Source organism: Crossiella cryophila (assembly GCF_014204915.1).
In the GTDB taxonomy this organism is placed as follows: Bacteria; Actinomycetota; Actinomycetes; order Mycobacteriales; family Pseudonocardiaceae; genus Crossiella; species Crossiella cryophila.
In genome coordinates, this window is record NZ_JACHMH010000001.1 from 8,423,457 (window position 1) to 8,445,886 (window position 22,430).

The window sequence follows — 22,430 nt, forward strand, 5'->3', positions numbered from 1 at the left end:
CCTGCCGCCACTGTGCGCGCTGGTCTCCCTCATCGCGCTGCTGTACAAGCTGCGCGATCTGCGGCGGGATCGGCGGGAGCCGGGGCTGCTGGCGCTGTGCGCGACCTTCGCCGTACTGACCATCACCTACACGTTGTTCATTCCGGTGGTGTGGGCGTGGGTCGACCGGGTGTTGGGGGTGCCCAACATCGGCGGGATCATCAATCAGGGCATGGTGATCCTGCTGACCATGGCGCAGTTGAGTGTGGTGCTGCGCTGGTCCGCGCCTGCTGAGGTCGCCTGGCCGCGGATCCGGTATCGGTTGTGGTTGTACAGCTTGGTGCTGGGTGCGATGGCGGTGTTGTACGCGCTGGCGCTGGCGACCGAGGTACAGGATCACGAGTACGTGCTGGCGTTGGTGCGTTCGCCGTACTACCAGGTCTATCTGGTGCTGTACCTGGGTGCTTACACCTTGGGGCAGGCCGATGTGATGCGGTTGTGCTGGCGGTACGCGAAGGTGGCGGGGCGGCCCTGGTTGCGGCGGGGGTTGCGGCTGGCGGCGGCCTCGTCGGCGTTGGGGCTGGTGTATTCGGCGGGGCGGATCGGGGATCTGGTCGCGGCTTTGTTCGACTACACCGGGGAGTGGTGGGAGCCGGTGGTGCAGGTGTGCATCGGGCTGGCCGCGCTGCTCAAGGTGGTGGGGTGGACCATTCCGGGGTGGGGGCCTCGGCTGTCGGTGGCGCTGGGTGCGGTGGACCGGCGGCGGGCGCTGCGGGAGCTGACCCCGTTGTGGCAGGCGCTGTACCGGTCCGCGCCGGATATCGCGTTGATCGACCCGCTGGGTGGCGGGCAGCGGCAGAAGCTGGACTTCCGGTTGTACCGCAAGGTGATCGAGATCCGGGACGGGCAGCTCGCGTTGCGGCCGTACCTGGATCCGGAGGTGGCCGGGACCGCGCGGCGGCTCGGGGTCGCGGCCGGGCTGAGCGGGTCCGAGCTGGATGTCGTGGTGGAGGCGGCTCGGTTGCGGGTCGCGTTGCGGGATCAGGCCGAGGGGTACCGGCCGGAGCATTCGGGGTCGGTGGGCTCGGACGGGGTCGGGGATCTGGCCGAGGAGCTTTCCTGGCTGCGGCGGGTGTCCAGGGCGTTCTCCGGGTCGCCGGTGGTGGCCGCGGTGCTCGCCGAGACCAGCAGGGAGCACGCGTGACCGTCCCGGCCTGCCCGTTCGACCAGGAGTTCTTCGCCGACCCGTATCCGGCCTACGCGGCCTGGCGGGCCGAGGCCGCCGCGGTGCCCGCGCGCACCCCGGACGGCGCGCCGGTGTGGCTGGTCAGCCGGGAGTACGACGTGCGCGCGGCACTGGCCGATCCGCGGTTGTCGGTGAGCAAGCGCAATTCCAACGGCGCCGGCTACCGCGGTTTCGCGCTGCCGCCCGCGCTGGATGCCAACCTGCTCAACCTGGACGCCCCCGATCACACCCGGCTGCGCAGGCTGGTCACCGCCGCGTTCACCCCGCGCCGGATGGCCGCGATGCGCCCGATGATCCAGGCCGAGACCGCGCGGCTGCTGGACCGGATCGCCGTGCAGGGCGGCGGCGACGTGCTGGCCGACCTGGCGTTCCCGTTGCCGCTGAAGGTGATCGGCGAGCTGCTCGGCGTGCCCGAGGCTGGGCGGCACGACTTCGACGGCTGGACCACCACGCTGATCGCACCCGATCCGGACGACCCCGGCGCGGCCGTGAAGGCGATCGGGAACATGCAGGCGTTCCTGGTGCACCTGGTGGCGGAGAAGCGGAAACAGCCCGCCGAGGACCTGCTGTCCGCACTGGTGTCCACAAGGGACAGTGGGGAGCGGGTCAGCGAGGACGAGCTGGTGTCGCTGGCCTTCCTGTTGCTGTGGACCGGATACGAGAACCCGGTGCACCTGATCGGCAACGGGGTGCTGGCACTGCTGCGGCATCCCGAACAGCTGGCGTTGCTGCGTGAGGGCGAGGTGGACCCGGCGCAGGCGGTGGAGGAACTGCTGCGCTACGACCAGCCCTACCAGTTCGCCATCCGCCGCTTCCCGATCGAGGACATCGAGATCGGCGAGGTGACCATCCCGGCGGGCGACACCGTGCTGCTGGCGATCAACTCGGCCAACCGCGACCAGACCTGCTTCACCCAGGCCGAACGCCTGGACCTGCGCCGCGGCCACAACCCGCACCTGGCCTTCGGCCACGGCCCGCACCACTGCCCGGCCGCACCGCTGGCCCGGATCGAGGCCGAGGAGACGATCACCGCGCTGGTGCGGCGTTTCCCCAAGCTACGGCTGGCGGTCGGCGAGGACGAGTTGCGCTGGCGGCCGTCCTGGCGCAGCCACTCGCTGCGCGCGCTGCCGGTGGAGATCTAGGCCGGCGCGGCGGCTCGGTCACGATCACCCATCACTGTGAGCACGGTCACGCTCCGGATGTGCGGTGGCGGACAGACTGACGTGATCATCAGGAGCAGTCTGTTGCCCGCCCGACTCCGCCGCCGAAGTTCCCGGAGCACCAGGATGAGCCAGCACCAGCCGCCACCACTGCCGCCCTACCGGGCCGTGCTGGTCGCGGACAGCCGGGACCACGCCGGCCAGGGGGTGCGGCGGCCGCCCGACGAGGCGGTGCCCGAGGTGCTGTGCGCGACCTTCGCCCGCATCGGCCACCCCGAACTGTGGCAGGAACTGACCTTCCAGGACAGCACCGCCGACGGCCACACCCTGGCCATGGACACCCGGCACCTGCCGCTGCTGATCGACCCCTATCTCCAGGCCCTGCACCAGGAACTCGCCCTCCGGCACCGCCGCGCGCACGGCCCCGCCCTGCGCCACCCGCTGCGCCTGCGGATCAGCCTCAGCGTCGGTCCCCTCGCCGACACCCCGCACACCACCGCCAGGGGCGAGGCGCACAACCTGGTCAACGCCCAGTCCGTGCGCAACCTGCTGTGCCGCACCGAACCCGGCGTCGGTTTCGTCGCCGCGATCCTGTCCGACCGGGTGTTCACCGATGTGGTGCGGGCCGGCTACACCCGGCTGACGCCCGCGGAGTTCACCAGGACCGAGGTGCGGGTGAAGCAGTACCACGGCACGGCATACCTCCATCTGCCGCAGCACCGCCCATGAACCCGGAGCGGGCCTTCCGGAAGGAAGTCGGCGAGACCAACTGGGCCGAACTGCTCACGCTGGGCAGACCGCTCCGGTTCCGTCCGCGGGCGGAACTGATTCGTCAGGGCGGTTACGACGATTTCCTGTTCGTGGTGACCGAGGGCCGGATCAAGGTGCTGCACCGGGACGAGGACGGCGAGCAGTTGCTGATGGCCGTCCGCGGGCCGGGCGACCTGGTCGGCGAACTCGCCAAGACCGGGTCGGCGCCGCGCAGCGCCACCGTGTTCGCGGTGGATCCCTGCTGTGCGCTCAGGGTCGGCTCGGCAGAGTTCGACCACTTCATCAGCAGGCACGGGCTGACCGACAAGGTGCTGGAGTACTCCTACGGCAAGCTGAGGGAAAGCGTGGCCAACCGCACCCGGCTGGCGCATGCCCGGCCGGGCGCGCGGATCGCGCGGCTGCTGGCCGACACCCTGGACCTGGCCGGTCCCCGGCTGGCCGACTCGCGGCGACTGCCGTTCACCCAGCAGGAGCTGGCCACCGATCTTGGCCTGTCCCGCAGCAAGGTCGCCGCGGTGATCGCCGAGCTGCGTTCGGCCGGCGTGCTCGACGGGGGTCCGCAGCTGAGGGTCGCCGACCCGGCCCGGCTACGCGAACGCGCGAACCGGTCCGGTCACGATCCCGATGATCTGTGACCCCAGTCACGCCAATTGTGTCCAGCAGTGGACAAAATCCGTCGCTGGGTCCGGCGACGCTGGTCCTGTACCGGCCTCGGCCATCACCTTCGGCGACACCACGGAGCCATCAGCATGTCCCAGCACCAGCCCAGTGATCTGCCGCCGTACCGCGCGGTGCTCGTGGTCGACATCAAGGACTACAGCGGTTACCAGGGCGTCGAGCACCAGTCGCTGAGCGAACAGGTGCCGGAGATCCTGGCCGCCACCTTCGCCCGCATCGGCCGCCCAGAGGTGTGGGACGAGAAGAGCTTCCACGACAGCACCGGCGACGGCTACGCCGTGGGCCTGGACCCGCGGCGGCTGCCCCTGCTGATCGATCCGTTCCTGACCGGGCTGCAGCAGGAGCTGGCCCACCGGCACGAGCTGGCCACCGGCACGGCCGCCCACAACCCGGTGCGCATGCGGGTCAGCCTCAGCGTCGGCCCGCTCACCGACACCGGCCACAACCTGCTGGGCGACGGCAAGGGCACACACCGGGTCGAGGCGCACCGCCTGGTGGACGCGCCCGCGGTGAAGGAGCTGCTGGAACGGACCAACCCGACGCTCACCTTCGTGGCCGCGATCCTGTCCGAGCGGGTGTTCCAGGACGCGGTCGCGACCGGCTACACCGGAGTGGACGCCAGCGAGTTCACCCCGGCCGAGGTGCGGATCAAGCAGTACCAGGGCACCGCCTACCTGTATCTGTCTCGGGCCTCGGGCGATGCCCTGGCCAACGGCCTGGTCCCCGGGACAGCACCGGTGGCCCCGCCAGCGGCGGCCCCGGTCGACCCGCCCGCTCCCGCCGCGGAGGGGAACCGGAGCCGCGGCGGCATGGGCGATCTGCACGAGGTCAGCGGCACGATCATCGCGGGCAACGACGGCTCGGTGCAGACCGGCGACGGCCAGCAGATCATCGGGGATCCCGGCCTGGCGGTGCACAACTCCGAGTTCACCGGGGGCATCCACCAGTCCGCGCCGCGCCGGAAGCGGGGGCGGCGACCGTGACCGAGCCGTCCTTCGCGGACCGCGGCCGGGGCGGCATGGGCGACCTGCACGAGGTCAGCGGCCAGGTGCTGGCGGGCAACGACGGTCCCGTGCAGACCGGTAGCGGCATCCAGATCATCACCTACAACCAGTTCCGCGAGGAACTGGACGACCGGCAGTCTCAGCGGATCCGCTGGGTATCGGCGGAGCAGGTGACCTGGTTGCGGGACCGTTTCGTCGAACCGAGGGGTTTCGGCGAGGCGGCCGGTCGGCTGGACCGCGGGCGGACCGTGTTCGTGCACGGCTCCCCCGGGTCCGGCCGCCGGACCGCGGCGATCATGCTGCTCGCCGATGTGGCTGTGGCCGGTGAGATCCGGGAGATCTCCGTGGTGCCCGGCGACGCGGCCGTGTTCGACCCCATGGATGTCGGCGAGACCGAACGACTCCTGCTCGATCTGTCTACTTTGGACGGACCCGATTTCGCCGGGGCGGGCGAGCTGCTCGGCGTGCTCACCGGCCAGGTCCGGCAGCGGCACGGCGCGCTGGCCGTGGTGCTCCCGGAACGTGGCACGGCCAGGGTGGACGACTGGTTCCGGGAGTCGCTGGCCGCGGTGGCCCTCGACTCCCACCACCGGAGGCTGGTGCTGGAGCGCCACCTGCGTGAGAACGGGATCGCCGTCACCCCCGCCGATCTCGACGATCCCCGGCTCGACGTGGTGCTCCGGGCGGACCCCGCCGCCGAACTGGCCCGGCTGGCCGACCTGCTGACCACCGAGCGGCCCCGGCACCAGGACTTCGCGGACACGGTGGAGACCGCACTGGCGGCCTATCGGAACTGGGCGGAGGAACTGACCCAGCGATTCAAGGACAACACCGATCCGCGCTGGCGGGCCTTGATCGTGGCCGCGGCGTTGCTGGAGGGGACCCGTCTGGAAGCAGTGCACCACGCGTGCGCGAGGCTGCTCGAGCACGCGGGTGATCCGGTCTCGGTGGAACACCCGCTGGCCGCCGAGCCCCTGACGCACCGGCTGACCCTGGTCGGCGCGCAGGTGGTGGCCGGCCGGGTGCGGTTCACCAAACTGGCCTACGGCGAAGCGGTACTGAACCACGTGTGGCGGGAGCTGCCGGGTCTACGGGAGCTGCTCACCCGCTGGGTCGAACAGTTGCCCACGGCGCCGCGCACCATGATGTCCGCCGCCGACCGGCGCGGCATGGCCGACCGGTTCACCGAGCTGACCCTCAACTCCGGCGAGCGCACCGATCTGCGGTGGCTCACCCGGCACTGGGCGGACTCCACCAATCCCAGGGTGGTGCCGCTGGCGCTGAGCACACTCCGGCTGTCGGTGTTCGATCGCGCTTCCGGCGGCTACTTCCGGCAGATGCTCGCCGACTGGTCCCGGACGACCGGCGGTTCGGCCAACCGGGCCAGAATGATCATCACCGCCTGTACCGAGTTGCTGAACGAGTCCCACCAGCCACTCGCCCTGTCCATGCTGCAGAACCTGTTGGCGCACCACGATCCCGCGGTGGTCGCCGACGCGCGCGCGGCGCTACTGGAGCTGGCTTTCACGACCAGTGCCCGGTTCTCGGTCCTCCGACGGGTCACCGAGGCGATGGCCCGTGGCGACGCGGTACCGGCCAACTCCTCGGTGTTCCACGCGCTGACCGCCCCACGGGAACTGTTCGCCCCGGACGGCGTCTCGGTGCCGTTGTGGTCGACACCAGGCATTCGGGACCTGCTGCACACCGGCTGGCGGGCCACGTTCGGACAAGGCATCACCGTCGAGGCCGTGACAGCCGTGCGGGCATGGCTTCGACTGGTGGATGGCTCCATTGTGGATGGTGACAAGGTGCCGGTCCTGGTGCGGCTGCTGGTGGATGCCTGCGAGGGCGACTACCGGCTGCTGGCCGTGTTGCGCCTTATCGCCGCCGACTGGGTGGGCGACGAGACGGAGCAGATCCCGGCCAACCAACGGGATTGGGTGCTGGCCTGGGTGGACGACAAGATCGAGGACGCGCAGGACGAAGCCTGGACGCGGATCCGTGAAGAGGGGAATGTCAGTGGTTGAGCCAGTCCGTCCCGGTGAGCCGCAGGGGTGTCTCGGTCAGCTCACGGCCTGGATGCGCAAGGCGGGTCAGCAGTTGCCACCGCCGGAGCCGCCGAACCCGGTGCGGCTGATCGAGGTCAGGGACTGGCAGGTGCGCAGTTCCGTGCAGGGCGTCGACTTCCTGCTGACCTGCGAGATCTTCTGGCAGGTGTTGCCGGGCAAGAGCTTCCACCCGGATCTGGAGGGGATCGCGCGACACGCGATCCTGCAACGGGTGAGCGCGGTGACCGCCAACGGGTACCCGGGCCATCACGTATCACTGCAGATCCGGCTGAACGCCGAACTCGGCGAATCCATGGTGGACCCGACCGGACGGATCGCGGCTCGCGCCGAATCGCTGACCCTGGCCATCGCCGACGGCACCCTGGAACGGATGCAGCGGTACAAGGATCTGTTGCTGGCCAAGGCGGTCTGGGATCTGGAGTCCCAGTTGGAGCGCGACCGCAGCCGCTACTTCCAGCAGGAGGTGCTGCGCGACACCAGTGCGGCCGCCGCCTGGTGGCTGGCCAGGAACCCGGATCGCACCGAAGCTGCCCCGGACATGGTCGAGCACCTCGGCCAGTGGGTGCGCGCGGCCAACGGCGCCGCCCACCCCGGGCCGTCACCGGCCGGGCCGCCGCTCACGACCGCGGTCGTCGAGATGGCCGCGGACATGGACGAGGCGAGCCGCGAGCTGTTCGTCAACCACCTGGTCCGCTTCCTCGACCAATACGGGCGGAGCACCGCGAGCGCCGAACTGCGGCAGTCGCTGTTACGGCCCGCGAACGGCCGCCACGCTCCGCCACAGTGAGGCCGTTCTCACGCTGGCATCCGGGTTAGGCGACCCCCTGCGTGACAAAAGTCACGTTCACCAGGCGTGCGGCCCTCCACACTGCTCCGGCGGGTCCATTGCCAAGGAGGGTCGTACATGACCGGATCCACACCGGTGCGGCGGACGGTCGGACCGTTCGCCGGGGTGGGCACCTGGTGGCGTTCCCGCCAGCTGCAGAAGGAGATCGGCGCTGCCGCCGTGACCCCGGCGGCCAGTCCGGCCGCGGTGTCGCGGTATGAGGTCGCCGCCTGCCGGGTGCCCAGTTCGACCGCGGAGTTCGCGTTCAGCTTCTCCTGCGTGGTGCGCTGGCGTCTGGTCACCGCGGACGGGCCCCGGCATCCGAATCCGGCCGGGGTGGCGGTGAACGCGGTGCTGCACCGGGCGATGGCCATCACCGGGGTCGCGGAGCTGACCGACGGGGAGCGGGTCAACGCCGAACTCGCCGCCGAACTCGGCACGCCCAAGGCCGATCCGGGTGGCTGGGTGCAGGGCTGGGCCGAGGACATCGGACTGTCCGCCGACGCCGAGGACCTGACCCTGGTCGGGCAGTTACAACGGCTGCGCCGCAAGCGGTTGGCCTGGGCGGCGGAGCGGGAATGGGAATGTGATCAGCGGCAGTATCTGACCGACAGTGTGCTTCGCGACCCCGGTACGGCGGTCGCGTGGTGGCTGGCCCGCCACCCGGACGAGATCGAGGAAGCCGTCCGGTTGGTGGGCCCGCTGGCCAGACTGGTGTCCGCCGTGCACCAGAGCGAGATCCACCCGCTCTACCGCGAGTTCGAGCCCCGCCACCAGCTCCCGGGCCCGCGGCCTCAGGACGGTTCCGGTCCCTCGCCGATCACCGGCGGCGGGACCGTGGGCAGGTCGTCCAGCCCGTAGATCTCGTCGCTGAGCCTGCGGTACCTGGGGGTGTGTTCGACGTCGTCCTCCCGCCGGGTGCCGGGGGTCGGTGGCACTGGGAGCGGCGAAGCCCCTGGGGCGCCTGGTTTTCCGGGCGCACTGGGGGTCGCGCGCTGGGTTGGGGTGGTGGTCGGGGCCGGGGTTCGAGGTGTCGCCGACCGGTGGCCTGGGCCGCCCTGAACGCCGGGAATCCCTGGTGTGGCAAAGAATCCGGTGCTGGAGCCGCCGAAACCGTTGCTGACACCGGCTGTCGTGCCGCCGGGGATCGGTGGTTCCGGGCGGAATGCGGGCGGGGCACTGGTCTGTGGGCGGGTGGCGTCGGCTGGCCTGGTTGGGTCGGCCGGGTCCGCAGGGTTGACTGGGTCCGCGGGATTGGCTGGGAGAGCGGGGTTTCCGGGATCGGCGGGGTTCGCGCCGGTGGGTGGCTGGGTGCGGGCGGGGTCCTCGGTGACGCGGGTGGGTGGGTCGATGGTGGGTGGTTCCCGGCGACCGCGGTCGCGGTCGCGACCGCCGGGTGGTGTCGGGGGCGGAGCGGTGTGCACCGCCTCGACCGCGATCCGCGGTGGGTCGGGTAACGCGGGCACCGATTCGGCCTGGGCCCTGGCCGCGGTCTCGAAGGCGTACAGCGCGCGGTTGGCCGCGTCGTCGCGGGCCCGGTTGGCCTCGAGCTGCTCGTGCATGTCCTGCTGGATCTGCAGCAGCGCCAAGGGGTTGAACGCCTCGGTCAGGCCGGGCCCGCACACCGGCTGGGCCGATTCGATCTTCGGTTTGGTCTCGGCGAAGTCGACGCCGTGCGCGGACACGCCCGCCAGGTTGGACTGGGCCGCGGTCATCGCGCCCATCGCCCAGTCCAGGGACGGGCGGGCCGCGTCGAACAGGGCGGTGGCCGCCGCGCCGTGCCAGTCCAGGCCCAGCCCGGTCAGTGCCCTGGCCACCCGGTCCCGGCAGCGTTCCGCGGCCTCGTGCACCGCCCGCAACGCCTCCGCGGGCGGGTGCACCGCGCCGCTGCCAGCGCCCTGCTGCATCCAGTCGTACTTCACCTCCAGCGGATAGCCCTCGAACCGGTTGTGCCGTATCCGTGGCCCCTCACTCATCCCCCGCCCCCTTCGTTCATCGTCTGCCGCGCAGCTCCACCAGGTTCCGGATGGCCAGCTCGGCCATGGCCATCGCGCGCCCGCACAGTTCGGCCGCGGTCAGCGGCACCGGGTGGGTGTCGTAGGAGTACTGGATCCCCAGCCGTTGCCCGTCGGCCACGCTGACGTCGACGAAGCAGCCGCGGTCGTCGGTTCGCCGCCGGTTCTGCACCGCGGGGAACCCGGCCACCCGCACCACCTGGACCTCCAGGTTGGTCTCCCCCGGCCGCAGCCAGACGTCCGCGCCCTCCTGGGTCACCGGCGTCACCCGGTAGGCATAGCGCGGCTTCTCCAGCGACCGGGAGAACCGGCAGCCCCGGTTGTCGAACCGGTCCCCCGCCTCCGCGGGCATCACGTAGTCGACCCCGAGGTCCTTCTGCTGCGCCGCGGTGAGCAGGGAGCAGACCTGCTCCCCGGCGAAGCCGTCGAGGCGGATCTCACTGGGCCGCGCGGACACCTGCGCCCTGGCCGCCGCGTTCGCCGCCGCCTCGTCCATGGCCACCGGCGAACCGGGCACCGCGCACCCGGCGAGGAAGAGCAGCATCGCCATTCCCAGTGCGGGTTTCCGGTTCATGGCCGATACCGCGCCAGCGATTCGGCGATATCGGATTCGGTGAATCCGTAGGTCTCGGCGGCGACCCGGAGTTCCACCGCCGCGTCCAGCAGGGTCTGGCTGTACTTCAGGTACTGCCGATAGATCGAATCCGGCGCCTGGACGAACTTCCAGCTGAACACCTCGGCGGTGTCCCGGCTGACCGGATCACCACCGCAGGGCCGCAGCCGGAGATCGTCCTGCAACTCCTCCAGCCGGTCCCGCAGCCACTCGCCCTCCCTGCGCAGCACCGCGTAGGCGGCGAGCACCTGTTCCCTGGTGACCCGTACCCGATCATCCAGCCCCACGACTACCCCCCGATTCCCACACTTAACGATCAGTAACCGTGAATGAGGAAAGCGGGTGCCACCGTGACTATTCGCACACAGCTCCGGACCTTCACCCGGATGTTTGAATCAGGCGGAAAAATTGCTTGTGTCCGCCTGCAATTTGCCACCGTTGGCCGGAATTCTGTGCGCCCACCAGCCTAGTGCCACCACCGCCATTACCTCGGTGAAAGCGAGGAGGCGTTCCCACAGGCCGAGCGGGAAGATCTCCCACCAGGCCACGCCCAGCGGTCCGTAGTAGGCGATCACCGCGATCAGCGGCGGGAACCACAGCAGCGACACCAGGCCCAGCCACCACACCGTCCTGGCGAAGCCGCGCGCGGCCGCCTCCCGCAGCCAGGGCCTGGCCAGCAGCAGGGCCGCGATCGGCAGGCCGAGGAAGGCCAGCGCGCTGCCGATCCGGTGGATGTCACCGCTCATGCTCGGCCCGACCGACCAGTCGTGTTTGGGGAAGAGCACCACGATCACCAGGCCCACCACCCACAGCCCGAGGAACACCGTGGCGGGCGCGGCCGGGCGGGTAACCCCCTTGCGCACCAGGCCGACCAGGATCACCGCCGAGCCCGCGGCCAGGATCAGCAGGGCCAGGTCGAAGACCCAGCGGGCGTCGGTGAGCGCGTAGTGGCTGATGGTGCGGCGCAGCGGGGCGGAGCTGGGCAGCAGATCGAGCAGGCCGACCAGGGCGATCCCGGCCAGCACCAGCACGGTGCCGAGCGGGGCGGCGGCGCCCAGTACCCGTTCGGGGAAGGGTCTGGGCGCCGCCGCGACGGCGGTGCGGGCCGGTTCCGCCTGGGTTGGGGGAACCTCGGGAACCAGCACGGGCACCTCCGCGGCAGGGCGCCGGGGTCTGCACTCCGCCGGCGCCAGGTCGTTGTGATCTTCTGCCCACACAACGCGGGGGCGGGTGGCGCACGTTCCCACTCGCGGCTGTCGACATCCTGAAGACAGCTCCGGGTTCTGCCGACTTGAGGGTGCCCAAAGCCACAACCCGGATGGAGCAGCGCCGCGACCAGGGCGTTCAGCCCAGCAACCGATTACCTATACACAAGGGTTTCGAAATGCGGGTTAATCGATCTCACGACGCAACGTCGACGGGTTGGCCACACACAGTCAGATGTCCTAGCGTCACTCGGCATGGCGGTAAAAGACCTGTACCAGGAGCTAGCGGACGTACCGGACAAATTCGACTACACCGCGGACCACGCGTGGATCGAGTTCGGCGAGGACACGGTCAAGCTCGGCCTGACCGCGCCGGCCTCCCGATGCCTCGGCACGGTGCGCTACCTCAGCCTGCCCCCGCGCGGCGCGCGACTGGAGGCGGGTGAGCGCTGTGGCCTGATCGCCTCGATCCGGCTGTGCAGCGACTTGTTCGCACCGGTCAGCGGAGAGGTCGTCGAGGTCAACACCGAGGTGCTCGACGACCCCTCCTTGCTGTTGTGCAGCAACGATTCCGATGTCTCGTGGCTGGTGAAGGTGCGGCTGACGGCGTGGCCGGAGCACGTGCTGACCCCGGAGGAGTACCGGGAGTGCGTCGGCTCGGCCTTCCCCAGTCACGCCAAGGACTGACTCAGCCGACCGCGGCCGCCGCGGCCCGGCCCGCCGTGCGGCCGGAGAACAGGCAGCCACCAAGGAAAGTGCCCTCCAGGGACCGATAGCCGTGCATGCCGCCGCCGCCGAAGCCCGCCACTTCGCCGGCCGCGTACACGCCGGGCAGCACGTCGCCACCGGCCTGCAGCACCCGGCCGTCGAGGTCGGTCTCCAGGCCGCCCAGGGTCTTGCGGGTCAGGATGTTGAGCCGCACCGCGATCAGCGGTCCAGCCTTGGGATCGAGCAGCCGGTGCGGGCTGGCCACCCGGATCAGCTTGTCCCCCAGGTAGTTCCGGGCCCCGCGCAACGCGGTCACCTGGAGGTCCTTGGTGAACGGGTTGGCGATCTCGCGGTCCCTGGCCAGCACCTGACGCTCCACATCGGACAGTTCGATCAGCGGTTCGCCGCCGGTGAGTTCGTTCATCCGGCGCACCAGCGCGGGCAGGGTCTGCTCGACGATGAAGTCGATCCCGTTGCGCTTGAACGCCTCCACCGGCGCGGGCGCGCCCGCGCGGGCCCTGCCGAGCACCTGGCGCACGCTCTTGCCGGTGAGGTCGGGGTTCTGCTCGGAGCCGGAGAGCGCGAACTCCTTCTCGATGATCTTCTGGGTGAGGATGAACCAGGTGTGCTCGTGCCCGGAGCGCATGATGTGTTCCAGGGTGCCCAGGGTGTCGAAGCCGGGGAACAGCGGCACCGGCAGCCGCTGCCCGCGCGCGTCCAGCCACAGTGAGGACGGGCCGGGCAGGATCCGGATGCCGTGCTTGGCCCAGATCGGGTTCCAGTTCTGGATGCCCTCGGTGTAGTGCCACATCCGGTCCGGGTTGATGATCCGCCCGCCCGCGGCCTCGGTGATGCCGAGCATCCGGCCGTCCACGTGCGCGGGCACGCCGGAGAGCAGTTTGGCCGGCGGGGTGCCCAGGCGCTGCGGCCAGTTGCGGCGGACCAGGTCGTGGTTGCCGCCGATGCCGCCGGAGGTGACGATCACGGCCTGGGCGCGCAGCTCGAAGTCGCCGATCGGGGTGCGCGAGCTGCCTTCGCCGCGGGCCACCGAGCTGGGTTCCAGCACCTGGCCGCGCACGCCGTCGACCACGCCGCCGGTGACGGTCAGCTCGTCCACCCGGTGCCGGAACCTCAGCGTGACCAGGCCGCGCTCGACCGCGGCGCGTACCCGTTTGACGAACGGCTCGATCACGCCGGGGCCGGTGCCCCAGGTGATGTGGAAGCGCGGCACCGAGTTGCCGTGGCCGTTGGCGTCGTAGCCGCCGCGTTCGGCCCAGCCGACCACCGGGAAGATGCCGATGCCCTGCTGTTTGAGCCAGGACCGCTTCTCCCCCGCGGCGAACTGCACGTAGGCCTCGGCCCACTTGCGCGGCCAGTGGTCCTCCTCGCGGTCGAAGCCCGCGGTGCCCAGCCAGTCCTGCCAGGCCAGGTCGTAGGAGTCGCGGATGCGCAGCCGGCGCTGCTCGGGCGAGTCGACCAGGAACAGGCCGCCGAAGGACCAGAACGCCTGTCCGCCCATGCTCGTCTCGGGTTCCTGGTCGAGCAGCAGCACCCGCCTGCCCGCGTCGGCGAGTTCGGCGGTGGCGACCAGACCGGCCAGCCCAGCGCCCACCACGATGACATCGGCATCGGCAGCCATTGACGACCCTTCTCCCGGAGCAGGTGACGCGGATGCGCCGATCATGCCGCTTCGGCGGGGGCTGGTCCTAGTGACGCGCGCGGATTTCTACTCGCGGGTAGCGGATTGCGCGGATTGCCGGCGGGTCACGGGGTCCAGGCGTGCTCCAGGACGGCGACCAGGGGGGCCAGTTCGGGCAGTGCCTGGGCTTCGGCGAGGGCCTCGGCCAGCGCGTCGTCGTGGATCGGGCGGGCCTGGTCGACCAGGCGCTGGCCTGCCGCGGTGACCTCGGTGTAGATGCCGCGCCGGTCGTCGGCGCACAGGTAGCGCTCCAGCAGGCCGCGCTCCTCCAGCCTGGTGACCAGGCGGGTGGTCGCGGACTGGCTCAGCACCACCGCGTTGGCCAGCTGGTTCATCCGCATGTGCCAGCCGTCCTGGCGGGACAGGATGGAGAGCACGCTGAACTCGCGCACGGACAACTCGTGCTCCTTCTGCAGCGCCCGCTCGAGTTTGTCCTCGATCCGGCCGTGCAGCGCCGCCAGGGTGCGCCACCCCTGAGCCCGCGCTTCGACCGCGTCGTCGGCCAGTCCCATCGCCTTCACCCCGTCTGAGCTGCTCGGCTTGCGCCGTCCGGTCTACCGGTGCATCATACAGCTCGTGCAATAACCAGCGTGTGCAACTATCGCAGACGCGGGTTATTGTGAACGCCGCTAGTTGAGTACGCTACCTACCTGGGAGCTGGACATGCCCGTTGCACTGCTCGCCCTGGCGATCAGCGCGTTCGCCATCGGCACCACCGAGTTCGTCATCATGGGGCTGTTGCCCGAGGTGGCGGCCGATTTCGGGGTGTCCATCCCGGCCGCGGGGCTGCTCATCACCGGGTACGCGCTCGGTGTCGTGGTCGGCGGCCCGGTGCTCACCGCGGTCGGCTCGAAGCTGCCGCGCAAGACGATCCTGGTCAGCCTGATGGTGCTGTTCATCGCCGGGAACCTGTTCTCCGCGCTGGCCGAGACCTACGGGCTGCTGATGACCGGCCGGGTGGTCGCCGCGCTCGCGCACGGCGCGTTCTTCGGCGTCGGCTCGGTGGTGGCCGCGGACCTGGTCGCGCCGGAGCGGCGGGCCAGCGCGATCGCGCTGATGTTCACCGGGCTGACCATGGCCAACGTGCTCGGCGTGCCGCTGGGCACCGCGCTGGGTCAGCAGCTCGGCTGGCGGTCCACCTTCTGGGCGGTGACCGTGCTCGGGGTGCTCGGCCTGATCGGCATCCTCGCCCTGGTCCCGCGCACCCAGGCCGCCCCCGGCGGTGGGCTGCGCGGCGAACTCGCGGTGTTCCGGATCCCGCAGGTGTGGCTGGCGCTGGCGATGACCACGCTCGGCTTCGGCGGGGTGTTCGCCTCCTTCACCTACATCGCGCCGATGATGACCCAGGTCGCCGGGTTCGCCGGCGGCACCGTGACCTGGCTGCTGGTGCTCTTCGGCGCCGGACTGTTCGTGGGCAACCTGCTCGGCGGCAGGGCCGCGGACCGCGCGCTGATGCCCAGCCTGTACGTGATCCTGGCCGTGCTGGCCGCGGTGCTGTTCACCTTCACCTTCACCGCGCACTCCCAGCTCGGCTCGGTGCTGACCATCGCGGTGTTCGGCATCGCCGGGTTCGCCACGGTTGCGCCACTGCAGATGCGGGTACTGACCAAGGCGGCGGGTGCGCCCGCACTGGCCTCGGCGGCCAACGTGGCCGCGTTCAACCTGGGCAACGCCGGTGGCGCCTGGCTGGGCGGACTGGCCATCGAGAACGGGCTGGGCTACACCGCGCCGAACTGGATCGGCGGCACGCTCACTGTGGCCGGACTGGCGGTCGCGTTGTTCTCCGGCTGGCTGGACCGGCGCGGGCGCGCGACGATCGACACCGCGTCGATCGAACCGGCCACCGCCCTGGCCCGCTGAATACCAGTCTCCACCGCATATATCGCCGTACTGAATATCCTCGCCCACGAAAGGCAGCAAGCAGCGATGAAGATCGACCTGACCGGACGCACCGCCCTCGTCACCGGCTCGACCAGCGGGATCGGCTACGCCGTGGCCGCCGGGTTCGCCCAGGCGGGCGCCGCGGTCGTGGTCAACGGCCGCAGTGCGGACCGGGTGGAGCAGGCCGTGGCCAAGCTCAAGGCGGAGACCGGCTCGGCCACCATCACCGGCGTCGCGGCCGACATCGCCACCGCCGAGGGCGCCGACGGGCTGTTCGAGCAGCTCCCGGACGTGGACATCCTGATCAACAACACCGGGATCTTCGAGCCGAAGCCGGTCTTCGAGATCACCGACGCGGACTGGCTGCGCTTCTTCGAGGTCAACGTGCTCTCCGGGGTACGGCTGTCCCGGCACTACGCGCCGCGGATGGCAGCGCGCGGCTGGGGCCGGGTGATCTTCGTCAGCAGCGAGTCCGCGGTGATGATCCCGCGCGAGATGGTGCACTACGGGATGACCAAGACCGCCCAGCTCTCGGTGGCCCGCGGCCTGGCCCTGGAGGTGGCCGGCACCGGGGTCACGGTGAACAGCGTGCTGCCCGGCTCCACCCTGACCGAGGGCGTGCGCACCTTCATCGGCGAGCTGTACCCGGACCTGCCCTTCGAGGCGGCCGAGCGCGAGTTCATGGCAACCGACCGGCCGACCTCGCTGCTCAAGCGGCTGATCCGGCCGGAGGAGATCGCCAACCTGATCGTCTACACCGCCAGCGAGGGCGCCTCGGCCACCACCGGCGCCGCGCTGCGCGTCGACGGCGGCCTGATCCCCACCATCTGACCCACCCCCCTGATTTCCCGCACGCCACGAAAGGAAGATCGATGAGCACCGTTCCGTCCCTCACCCTCAACAACGGGGTGGCCATGCCGCAGCTGGGCTTCGGCGTGTTCCAGGTGCCGGACGCCGAGACCGAGGCCGCCGTCACGCACGCCCTGGCGGCCGGGTACCGCAGCATCGACACCGCGGCCATCTACGGCAACGAGGCGGGCGTCGGCGCCGCCCTGGCCGCCGCGGACGTCCCGCGCGAGGAGCTGTTCATCACCACGAAGCTGTGGAACAGCGACCAGGGCTACGACAGCGCCCTGCGTGCCTTCGACACCAGCCTGGACAAACTGAAGCTGGACTACCTGGACCTGTACCTGATCCACTGGCCCGCCCCGGCCAACGGCCGCTACGTGGACTCCTGGAAAGCGCTGACCAAGCTCCAGGCCGACGGCCGCGTCCGCGCCATCGGCGTGTCCAACTTCCAGCCCGGCCACCTCAAGGACGTCATCGACGCCACCGGCGTGGTCCCCGCCGTGAACCAGGTCGAACTGCACCCCCGCCTGATCCAGTCCGAGGTCCGCGCCGCCCACCAGGACCTGGGCATCGCCACCGAGGCCTGGAGCCCCCTGGCCAAGGGCGGCCTGCTCGACCACGACCTGCTGACCACCCTGGCCACCAAGTACGACCGCACCCCCGCCCAGGTCGTCCTCCGCTGGCACCTCCAGCTCGGCAACATCGTCATCCCGAAGTCGGTAACCCCGTCCCGCATCAAGGAAAACCTCAACGTCTTCGACTTCGACCTGACCCAGGACGACCTCGCCACCATCTCCACCCTCGACGACAACCACCGCACCGGCCCCAACCCCGACACCTTCAACGCCTAACCCCACCCGCCCCACAACAGCCAACACCCCGTACCACAACGGCCAACACACCGTCCCAGAACGGCCAACACGCGCGGCAGGGCTTCAACCCTCCGCGCGTGTTGGCCGTTGTCGTACCGAGTGTTGGCCGTTGTCGTACGGCACGTTGGCCGTTGTGGGACGGCGGGCGGGCTGGCGGAGCCCGGAGCGGGGAGCGTTGGGGGCAGGCGGGCGAAGCCCGGGAACACTGCGGCTAGGCGGTTCTGACGCGCTGCGGCCGGGCGAAGCCCGAACACCAGCAGCCGGGGTGGCTTTTCAACACTCCCCGAGCGGTTCCCCCATCCCCGTCAGCCTGGAGAGGACACACCACATCCCGGGCGCGCAGACCGCAACCTGCCGCCGCCCTAGCCACCCAACCGCAACGGTCTGCGTGCCCGGGATGTGGTTTGGTATCGGAAGGCTGACGGGGATGGGGGAACCGTACGAGCACTGCTCTTCTTCTCTGCCCTTGTTCTTGATTTTCCCCCCCATCCTTTGATTTCTGCCCGTCCGGCGAGGACGATCTTGATCTTGACTTTGGTTTTAGATCAAGATCAAAAGCGAAAGGATGGCCTCGCCGGCCGGGCAGACCACCGGAGGGGGAGGGCAGATCAAACCCCGGGATGAGCAGGTTGCGGGGCGGGGTTTGTGCTGCCGGGGCCTGAACCAGCGTGGCTCCGAGGGCTCGTGTGTTCTCCGCACGGCCTTCCGCAAGCCAACCACACCTCACCGAGCGGCCCCCGTTGCGGATTCGTGGGCACGCGGCGGCAGGTTGCAGGGGCCACTCGGCGAGGCGCGGTCAGCAAGCTCCAGGCCGTACGGAGAACACACGAGAACCCTCGTCGTGGGGTTTTCACCCCCAAACCCCCAACCCCAAACCCCGGCCTGCGGCCGTACAACAACGGCCAACACACCGTACGAGAACGGCCAACACTCGGGATGATCTTCCTCCCGGTCAGCCTCGGGTCAGGTGCACTGCGAGCGTTGTGGGACGCCCGGGAAATACTGATCCCACTCCTGCTCGGTCAGCTCCGCCTCCGGCAACCCGCACACCGCCGCAGCGGCCTGCTCCGGATCCGCGTCCCACAGCAACACCACCCCGTCATGCCCCCCACTGACCACCGTCTTCCCATCCGGGCTGAACTGCCCGCTGTACACCCGGTCCTTGTGCAACGCCAGCACCGCCGACTCGGTCAGCCTGCCCTCGGCCGAGACCTCCCACAGCCGCAACGTCTGATCGGCGCCGGTCGAGGCCAGCGTCCGGCCATCGGGGCTGAACGCCACCGAGTACGTCGTGTTGCCGTGCTCCGTCTTGGCCTCCACCAGCTTCGGATCGGCCGGATTCCGGATGTCCCACATGCGCACCGAGTGGTCCGCGCCGGTGGAGGCGACCAGCGTGCCCTCCGGGTTGATCGCGACCGAGTACGGCAGGTCCTGGTGGCCGCCCGCGGTGGCCAGGGCGGTGGCGCGCTGGTAGTCCTCGATCCGCCACAGCCGGACGGAGCGGTCGGCGGCCGCGGCGGCCAGGATGCGGGTCTTCTCGTTGTAGGACACGGCCATGATGGCGTCGGTGGGGCTGGTCAGCTGGGCGCCGCGGCGGGGGTTGGCCGGGTCGCGGATGTCCCACATCAGCACCGTGCTGTCGATGCTGCCGGTGATCAGGGTGGCGCCGCCCTCGGCGAAGGCCACCGACAGCACCCCGTCCTCATGCCCTTCCAGGGTGCCGCGCAGGGTGACCTCGGCCAGGTCGGTGACCGACCAGAGGCGGACCTTGCCGTCCAGGGTGGCGGTGGCCAGCAGGCTGCCGTCGGGGCTGAACCGGACGTCGTAGACCACGTCGTCGTGGCCCGGCAACACCTTCACCAGCTTCGGGTGCCGCTGGTCGCGCACGTCCCACAGTCGCACGGTGCGGTCGGCGCTGCCGGTGGCGAGCAGTTTCTGGTTGGGGTGCAGCACCGCGGTGCGCACCGGGCCGCTGTGCGCGCTCAGCTCGGGCAGCTCCACCGGGCGTTCCGGGTTGGCGAAGTCCCACAGCCGCACGCTCTGGTCCAGGCTGCCGGAAGCCAGCGTGGTGCCGTCGGGGTGGAAGACCACCGAGCGCACGATGTCGGTGTGCTTGCTCAGCACCGCGCCCGCCCTCGGCCGGGCCCGGTCGCGCAGGTGCCAGACCCGGATGTCGTTGTCCAGCGCGGCGGAGACCAGGGTGTCCCCGCTCGGGCTGAAGGTGAGGTCGAAGACGGTGTCCCGGTGCCCCTCCAGGTGCGGCAGCGCGACCGGGTTGGCCGGGTCGCGCAGGTCCCACACCCGCACGCTGCGGTCGACCGCGCCGGTGGCGAACAGGGTGCCGTCGTGGTTGAAGGCCGCGCCGAAGGCGGTCTGCCGGTCCACCGGCAGGTTGCCGGAGCGGGCCACCTGCAGGCTGCCCAGCTGGCGTGGGGCCGCCGGGTCGCGGATGTCCCAGAACCGCACCGGCTGGTCGCCGGAGCCCGCGATGGCGAAGGTGCGGCCATCCGGGCTGAAGGCCATGCCGTGCACGGTCCTGGCGTCCTTGAACTTGGCCCGTGGCTTGGCCGCGGCCGGATCGCGCACGTCCCAGAGTTCGACCACGCCGTCCACCCCGGCCACCGCCAGCAGTCCGCCGCTGCGGTCGAAGGCCAGTGCGCTGACCGGGGCGCCCTGCCACGGCAACCGGCCGATCTCCTTGCTCTGCCGCGGATCGCTGACATCCCAGAACAGCACGCCCGCACCGCCGGAGGCGACCACGCCGCCGCCGGGCCGGTAGGCCAGCGCGACCACCGGGCCGCGGTGCCCGTGCAGGGTGCGCAGCCGGTACGGATGCCTGCGGTCGCTGACGTCCCACAGGCTCAGCGTGCTGTTCTGGTTGGCCACCACCAGGTGCCTGCCGTCCGGGCTGTACATGGCCGCGCCGACGGTGTTGCCCTGTTCGGTGAGCGGGCTGGCGTAGTGGGTGGCGTTGGTGCTCAACAGGTTGCCGCGGGTCTCCGGGATCGGCGCGAGCCGGTAGGCGGCCAGGCTGAGCCGGGCGGCCAGCGCGGGATTGGTGCCACGCAGGGAGATCGCCCGGTCGGAGACCTGCTGGGCGAGGGTGGTGGTGCGTTCCTCGTCGGCCATCCGCTGGGAGTCCACGGCGAAGCCGGTGGCCACCACGCTGAGCACGAGCATCACGGTGAGCAGCGCGACGGCCTGCCACAGCCGCCGGGTGCGCCGCCGGTCGGTCTGGTCCTGCCGGGCCTGTTCGGCCAGGCTGTCGGTGAGGAAACGCCGCTCCCCCGCGGAGAGCGTGGCGTCGTTGCGGGTGGCCCAGTCCTTGGCCACGGCCAGCCGGGAGCCGCGGTAGAGCGCGCCGGGATCACGGTGGTCGGTCTCCCAGCCCGCGGCGGCCTCGGTGAGCTGGCGGTGCACCCGCAGGCCCTCCCGGTCCTCGGTGAGCCAGCCGCGCAGCCGGGGCCAGGACCGGATCAGCGCCTCGTGGGTGATCTCCACGGTGTCGCCGTCGCGGGTGAGCAGGCGGGCCGCGGTGAGCCGGTCGAGCACCAGCGCGGTGTCCGGGTCGGCGGTGTCGAGTTCGCCGCGGTGGATGCGGCGTTTGGTGTCCTCGGTGCCCTCGCCGAGCGCGGTCAGGCGCAGCAGGATCCGCCGCAGCAGGGCCCGCTGGTCCTCGGTGAGTCCACTGTGGACTTCCTCGGCGGTGCGGGCGACGGCGTGTTCGATGCCGCCGACGGCGTCGTAACCGGCCAGGGTGAGCGTGGTGCCGCGGCGCCGCCGCCAGGTCTCCAGCAGCGCGTGCGAGACCAGCGGCAGCACGCCCGGTCGGCCGGCGGCATCGGCGACCAGGCGGGTGACCAGTGCGGTCTCCACCGTGCAGCCGGCCCGGACGGCGGGTTCGACGATGACCGCGCGCAGTTCGTCGGTGCCGAGCCTGCCGACGACGATCTGCGCGTCTTGCAGGATCCCGGCGAGTTCGGGGCGTTGCAGGCAGTGCGTGTAGAAGTCCGAGCGGACCCCGATGACCACCCGGGCCCGGCCGCTGTCGTCGTCGGTGGCCGCGCGCAGGGCGGCCAGGAAGGCGGAGCGTTCGGCCGGGTCGGCGCAGAGCGTGAACAGTTCCTCGAACTGGTCCACGACCAGCAGGAACTCCGCCTCGGCCGGTTCGCCCTCGAGCAGTTGGCGCAGCGCGAGCCCGAGGTTGCGCGGTTGCTCCCGCAGGTCGGCGACCAGTCCGCCGGCGGGGGTGCGCAGCCGGGCGGCCAGGGCCACCGCGCATTCCTCAAGGGGGCGGGCGCCGGGGGTGATCACCAGCGCGGGCCCGGCCTTGGGCAGCACGCCGGCGCGCAGCACCGAGGACTTGCCGGAGCCGGAGGCGCCGACCACCGCGACGAAGCGCCGGGTGGTGAGCAGGTCGAGGAGTTTGCGCACCAGGTCGGCGCGGCCGAAGAACCGGTCGGCGTCCTCGGCCTGGAAGGCGGCCAGTCCCGGGTAGGGCGGCTGGTCGGCGTCGGCCTCGCGCGGACCGGCCGGTTCGAGTTCGGCGACCGTGTCCCGCCACCGCTGTTCCCAGTCCGCTTCCGCGCCGCCGCAGGCCCGGACGTAGGCGAGGGTGACGGCCAGGCTGGGCAGCCGGTCGCCGCGCGCGGCCTGGGCCAGGGTGGCCATGGAGAAGTGCGCCCGGCGGGCGAGTTCGCGATAGCTCGGGTTCCCGGCCTGCTGACGCAGCACGCGCAGCTCACCGGCGAAGCGCTGGACCGGTCCGGCAGCCGGATCCAGCGGACGTTCTGGACGTGGCATAACCCCCACCCCGGATTGTGTGCGGGTTGATTGTGTAGTCGGCGGTGCGAAG

19 protein-coding genes are annotated in these 22,430 nt (G+C 70.9%); 12 read left to right on the top strand and 7 right to left on the bottom strand.

The window, feature by feature from the left end; genetic code table 11:
- The first annotated feature begins 19 nt into the window (after window positions 1–19).
- The 8 genes from HNR67_RS36175 (at window position 20) to HNR67_RS36210 (ending at window position 8,594) form a co-directional block, all read left to right on the top strand.
- A complete protein-coding gene (locus HNR67_RS36175) occupies window positions 20–1,183 on the top strand; it encodes an MAB_1171c family putative transporter (protein ID WP_312989685.1) in 1,164 nt (387 codons plus the stop codon).
- Window positions 1,180–2,367, top strand: a complete 1,188-nt coding sequence (locus HNR67_RS46500) for a cytochrome P450 family protein (protein WP_185007366.1) — start codon at window positions 1,180–1,182, stop codon at window positions 2,365–2,367. Before HNR67_RS36175 ends, HNR67_RS46500 begins: the two co-directional genes overlap by 4 nt.
- A gap of 144 nt (window positions 2,368–2,511) precedes the next feature.
- Window positions 2,512–3,114, top strand: a complete 603-nt coding sequence (locus tag HNR67_RS36185) for a hypothetical protein (protein WP_185007368.1) — start codon at window positions 2,512–2,514, stop codon at window positions 3,112–3,114.
- The gene (locus HNR67_RS36190) at window positions 3,111–3,791 is read left to right on the top strand and encodes a Crp/Fnr family transcriptional regulator (protein WP_185007370.1); all 681 of its coding nucleotides are present in this window, start codon (window positions 3,111–3,113) and stop codon (window positions 3,789–3,791) included. Before HNR67_RS36185 ends, HNR67_RS36190 begins: the two co-directional genes overlap by 4 nt.
- 114 nt (window positions 3,792–3,905) lie before the next feature.
- Entirely contained in the window at window positions 3,906–4,817 is a 912-nt protein-coding gene (locus HNR67_RS36195) for a hypothetical protein (protein WP_185007372.1), read from the top strand.
- Window positions 4,814–6,865, top strand: coding sequence for a hypothetical protein (locus HNR67_RS36200; RefSeq protein WP_185007373.1), 2,052 nt, complete (start codon window positions 4,814–4,816; stop codon window positions 6,863–6,865). Before HNR67_RS36195 ends, HNR67_RS36200 begins: the two co-directional genes overlap by 4 nt.
- Window positions 6,858–7,694 (top strand): hypothetical protein, encoded by an 837-nt coding sequence (locus HNR67_RS36205; protein WP_185007392.1) that lies wholly within the window; start codon window positions 6,858–6,860, stop codon window positions 7,692–7,694. The genes HNR67_RS36200 and HNR67_RS36205 overlap by 8 nt, the downstream gene beginning before the upstream one ends.
- 117 nt (window positions 7,695–7,811) lie before the next feature.
- A complete protein-coding gene (locus HNR67_RS36210) occupies window positions 7,812–8,594 on the top strand; it encodes a hypothetical protein (protein ID WP_185007393.1) in 783 nt (260 codons plus the stop codon).
- Here HNR67_RS36210 and HNR67_RS36215 read toward each other — a convergent pair.
- The 4 genes from HNR67_RS36215 to HNR67_RS36230 form a co-directional block, all read right to left on the bottom strand.
- Window positions 8,528–9,709 carry a hypothetical protein gene (locus HNR67_RS36215; RefSeq protein ID WP_185007395.1) on the bottom strand — a complete coding sequence of 394 codons (1,182 nt, stop codon included), beginning with the start codon at window positions 9,707–9,709 and terminating at the stop codon, window positions 8,528–8,530. The genes HNR67_RS36210 and HNR67_RS36215 overlap by 67 nt on opposite strands.
- A 16-nt stretch (window positions 9,710–9,725) precedes the next feature.
- Window positions 9,726–10,322 carry a DUF3558 domain-containing protein gene (locus HNR67_RS36220; protein WP_185007397.1) on the bottom strand — a complete coding sequence of 199 codons (597 nt, stop codon included), beginning with the start codon at window positions 10,320–10,322 and terminating at the stop codon, window positions 9,726–9,728.
- The gene (locus HNR67_RS36225) at window positions 10,319–10,648 is read right to left on the bottom strand and encodes a hypothetical protein (protein ID WP_185007400.1); all 330 of its coding nucleotides are present in this window, start codon (window positions 10,646–10,648) and stop codon (window positions 10,319–10,321) included. The genes HNR67_RS36220 and HNR67_RS36225 overlap by 4 nt, the downstream gene beginning before the upstream one ends.
- Before the next feature lie 108 nt (window positions 10,649–10,756).
- A complete protein-coding gene (locus tag HNR67_RS36230) occupies window positions 10,757–11,506 on the bottom strand; it encodes a DUF998 domain-containing protein (RefSeq protein ID WP_312988833.1) in 750 nt (249 codons plus the stop codon).
- A 315-nt stretch (window positions 11,507–11,821) separates the two neighbouring features.
- On the opposite strand from HNR67_RS36230, the gene HNR67_RS36235 reads away from it, so the two are divergent.
- Complete coding sequence (locus tag HNR67_RS36235) at window positions 11,822–12,253, top strand: glycine cleavage system protein H (protein WP_185007402.1); 432 nt, start codon at window positions 11,822–11,824, stop codon at window positions 12,251–12,253.
- A 1-nt stretch (window position 12,254) separates the two neighbouring features.
- On the opposite strand, the gene HNR67_RS36240 is transcribed toward HNR67_RS36235, so the two are convergent.
- Window positions 12,255–13,913, bottom strand: coding sequence for an FAD-binding dehydrogenase (locus tag HNR67_RS36240; protein WP_185007404.1), 1,659 nt, complete (start codon window positions 13,911–13,913; stop codon window positions 12,255–12,257).
- A gap of 125 nt (window positions 13,914–14,038) precedes the next feature.
- Complete coding sequence (locus tag HNR67_RS36245) at window positions 14,039–14,485, bottom strand: MarR family winged helix-turn-helix transcriptional regulator (RefSeq protein ID WP_185007406.1); 447 nt, start codon at window positions 14,483–14,485, stop codon at window positions 14,039–14,041.
- 151 nt (window positions 14,486–14,636) lie between these two features.
- Between HNR67_RS36245 and HNR67_RS36250 the strand changes: the two genes are divergently transcribed.
- From HNR67_RS36250 to HNR67_RS36260, 3 genes are all read left to right on the top strand, one after another.
- Window positions 14,637–15,833, top strand: a complete 1,197-nt coding sequence (locus HNR67_RS36250) for an MFS transporter (RefSeq protein WP_185007408.1) — start codon at window positions 14,637–14,639, stop codon at window positions 15,831–15,833.
- Window positions 15,834–15,899: 66 nt separating this feature from the next.
- The gene (locus HNR67_RS36255; RefSeq protein WP_185007410.1) at window positions 15,900–16,685 is read left to right on the top strand and encodes an SDR family NAD(P)-dependent oxidoreductase; all 786 of its coding nucleotides are present in this window, start codon (window positions 15,900–15,902) and stop codon (window positions 16,683–16,685) included.
- Window positions 16,686–16,726: 41 nt separating this feature from the next.
- Window positions 16,727–17,554, top strand: a complete 828-nt coding sequence (locus HNR67_RS36260) for an aldo/keto reductase (protein WP_185007412.1) — start codon at window positions 16,727–16,729, stop codon at window positions 17,552–17,554.
- A 984-nt stretch (window positions 17,555–18,538) separates the two neighbouring features.
- On the opposite strand, the gene HNR67_RS36265 is transcribed toward HNR67_RS36260, so the two are convergent.
- Window positions 18,539–22,378, bottom strand: coding sequence for an nSTAND1 domain-containing NTPase (locus tag HNR67_RS36265; RefSeq protein ID WP_185007414.1), 3,840 nt, complete (start codon window positions 22,376–22,378; stop codon window positions 18,539–18,541).
- Window positions 22,379–22,430: the final 52 nt, after the last annotated feature.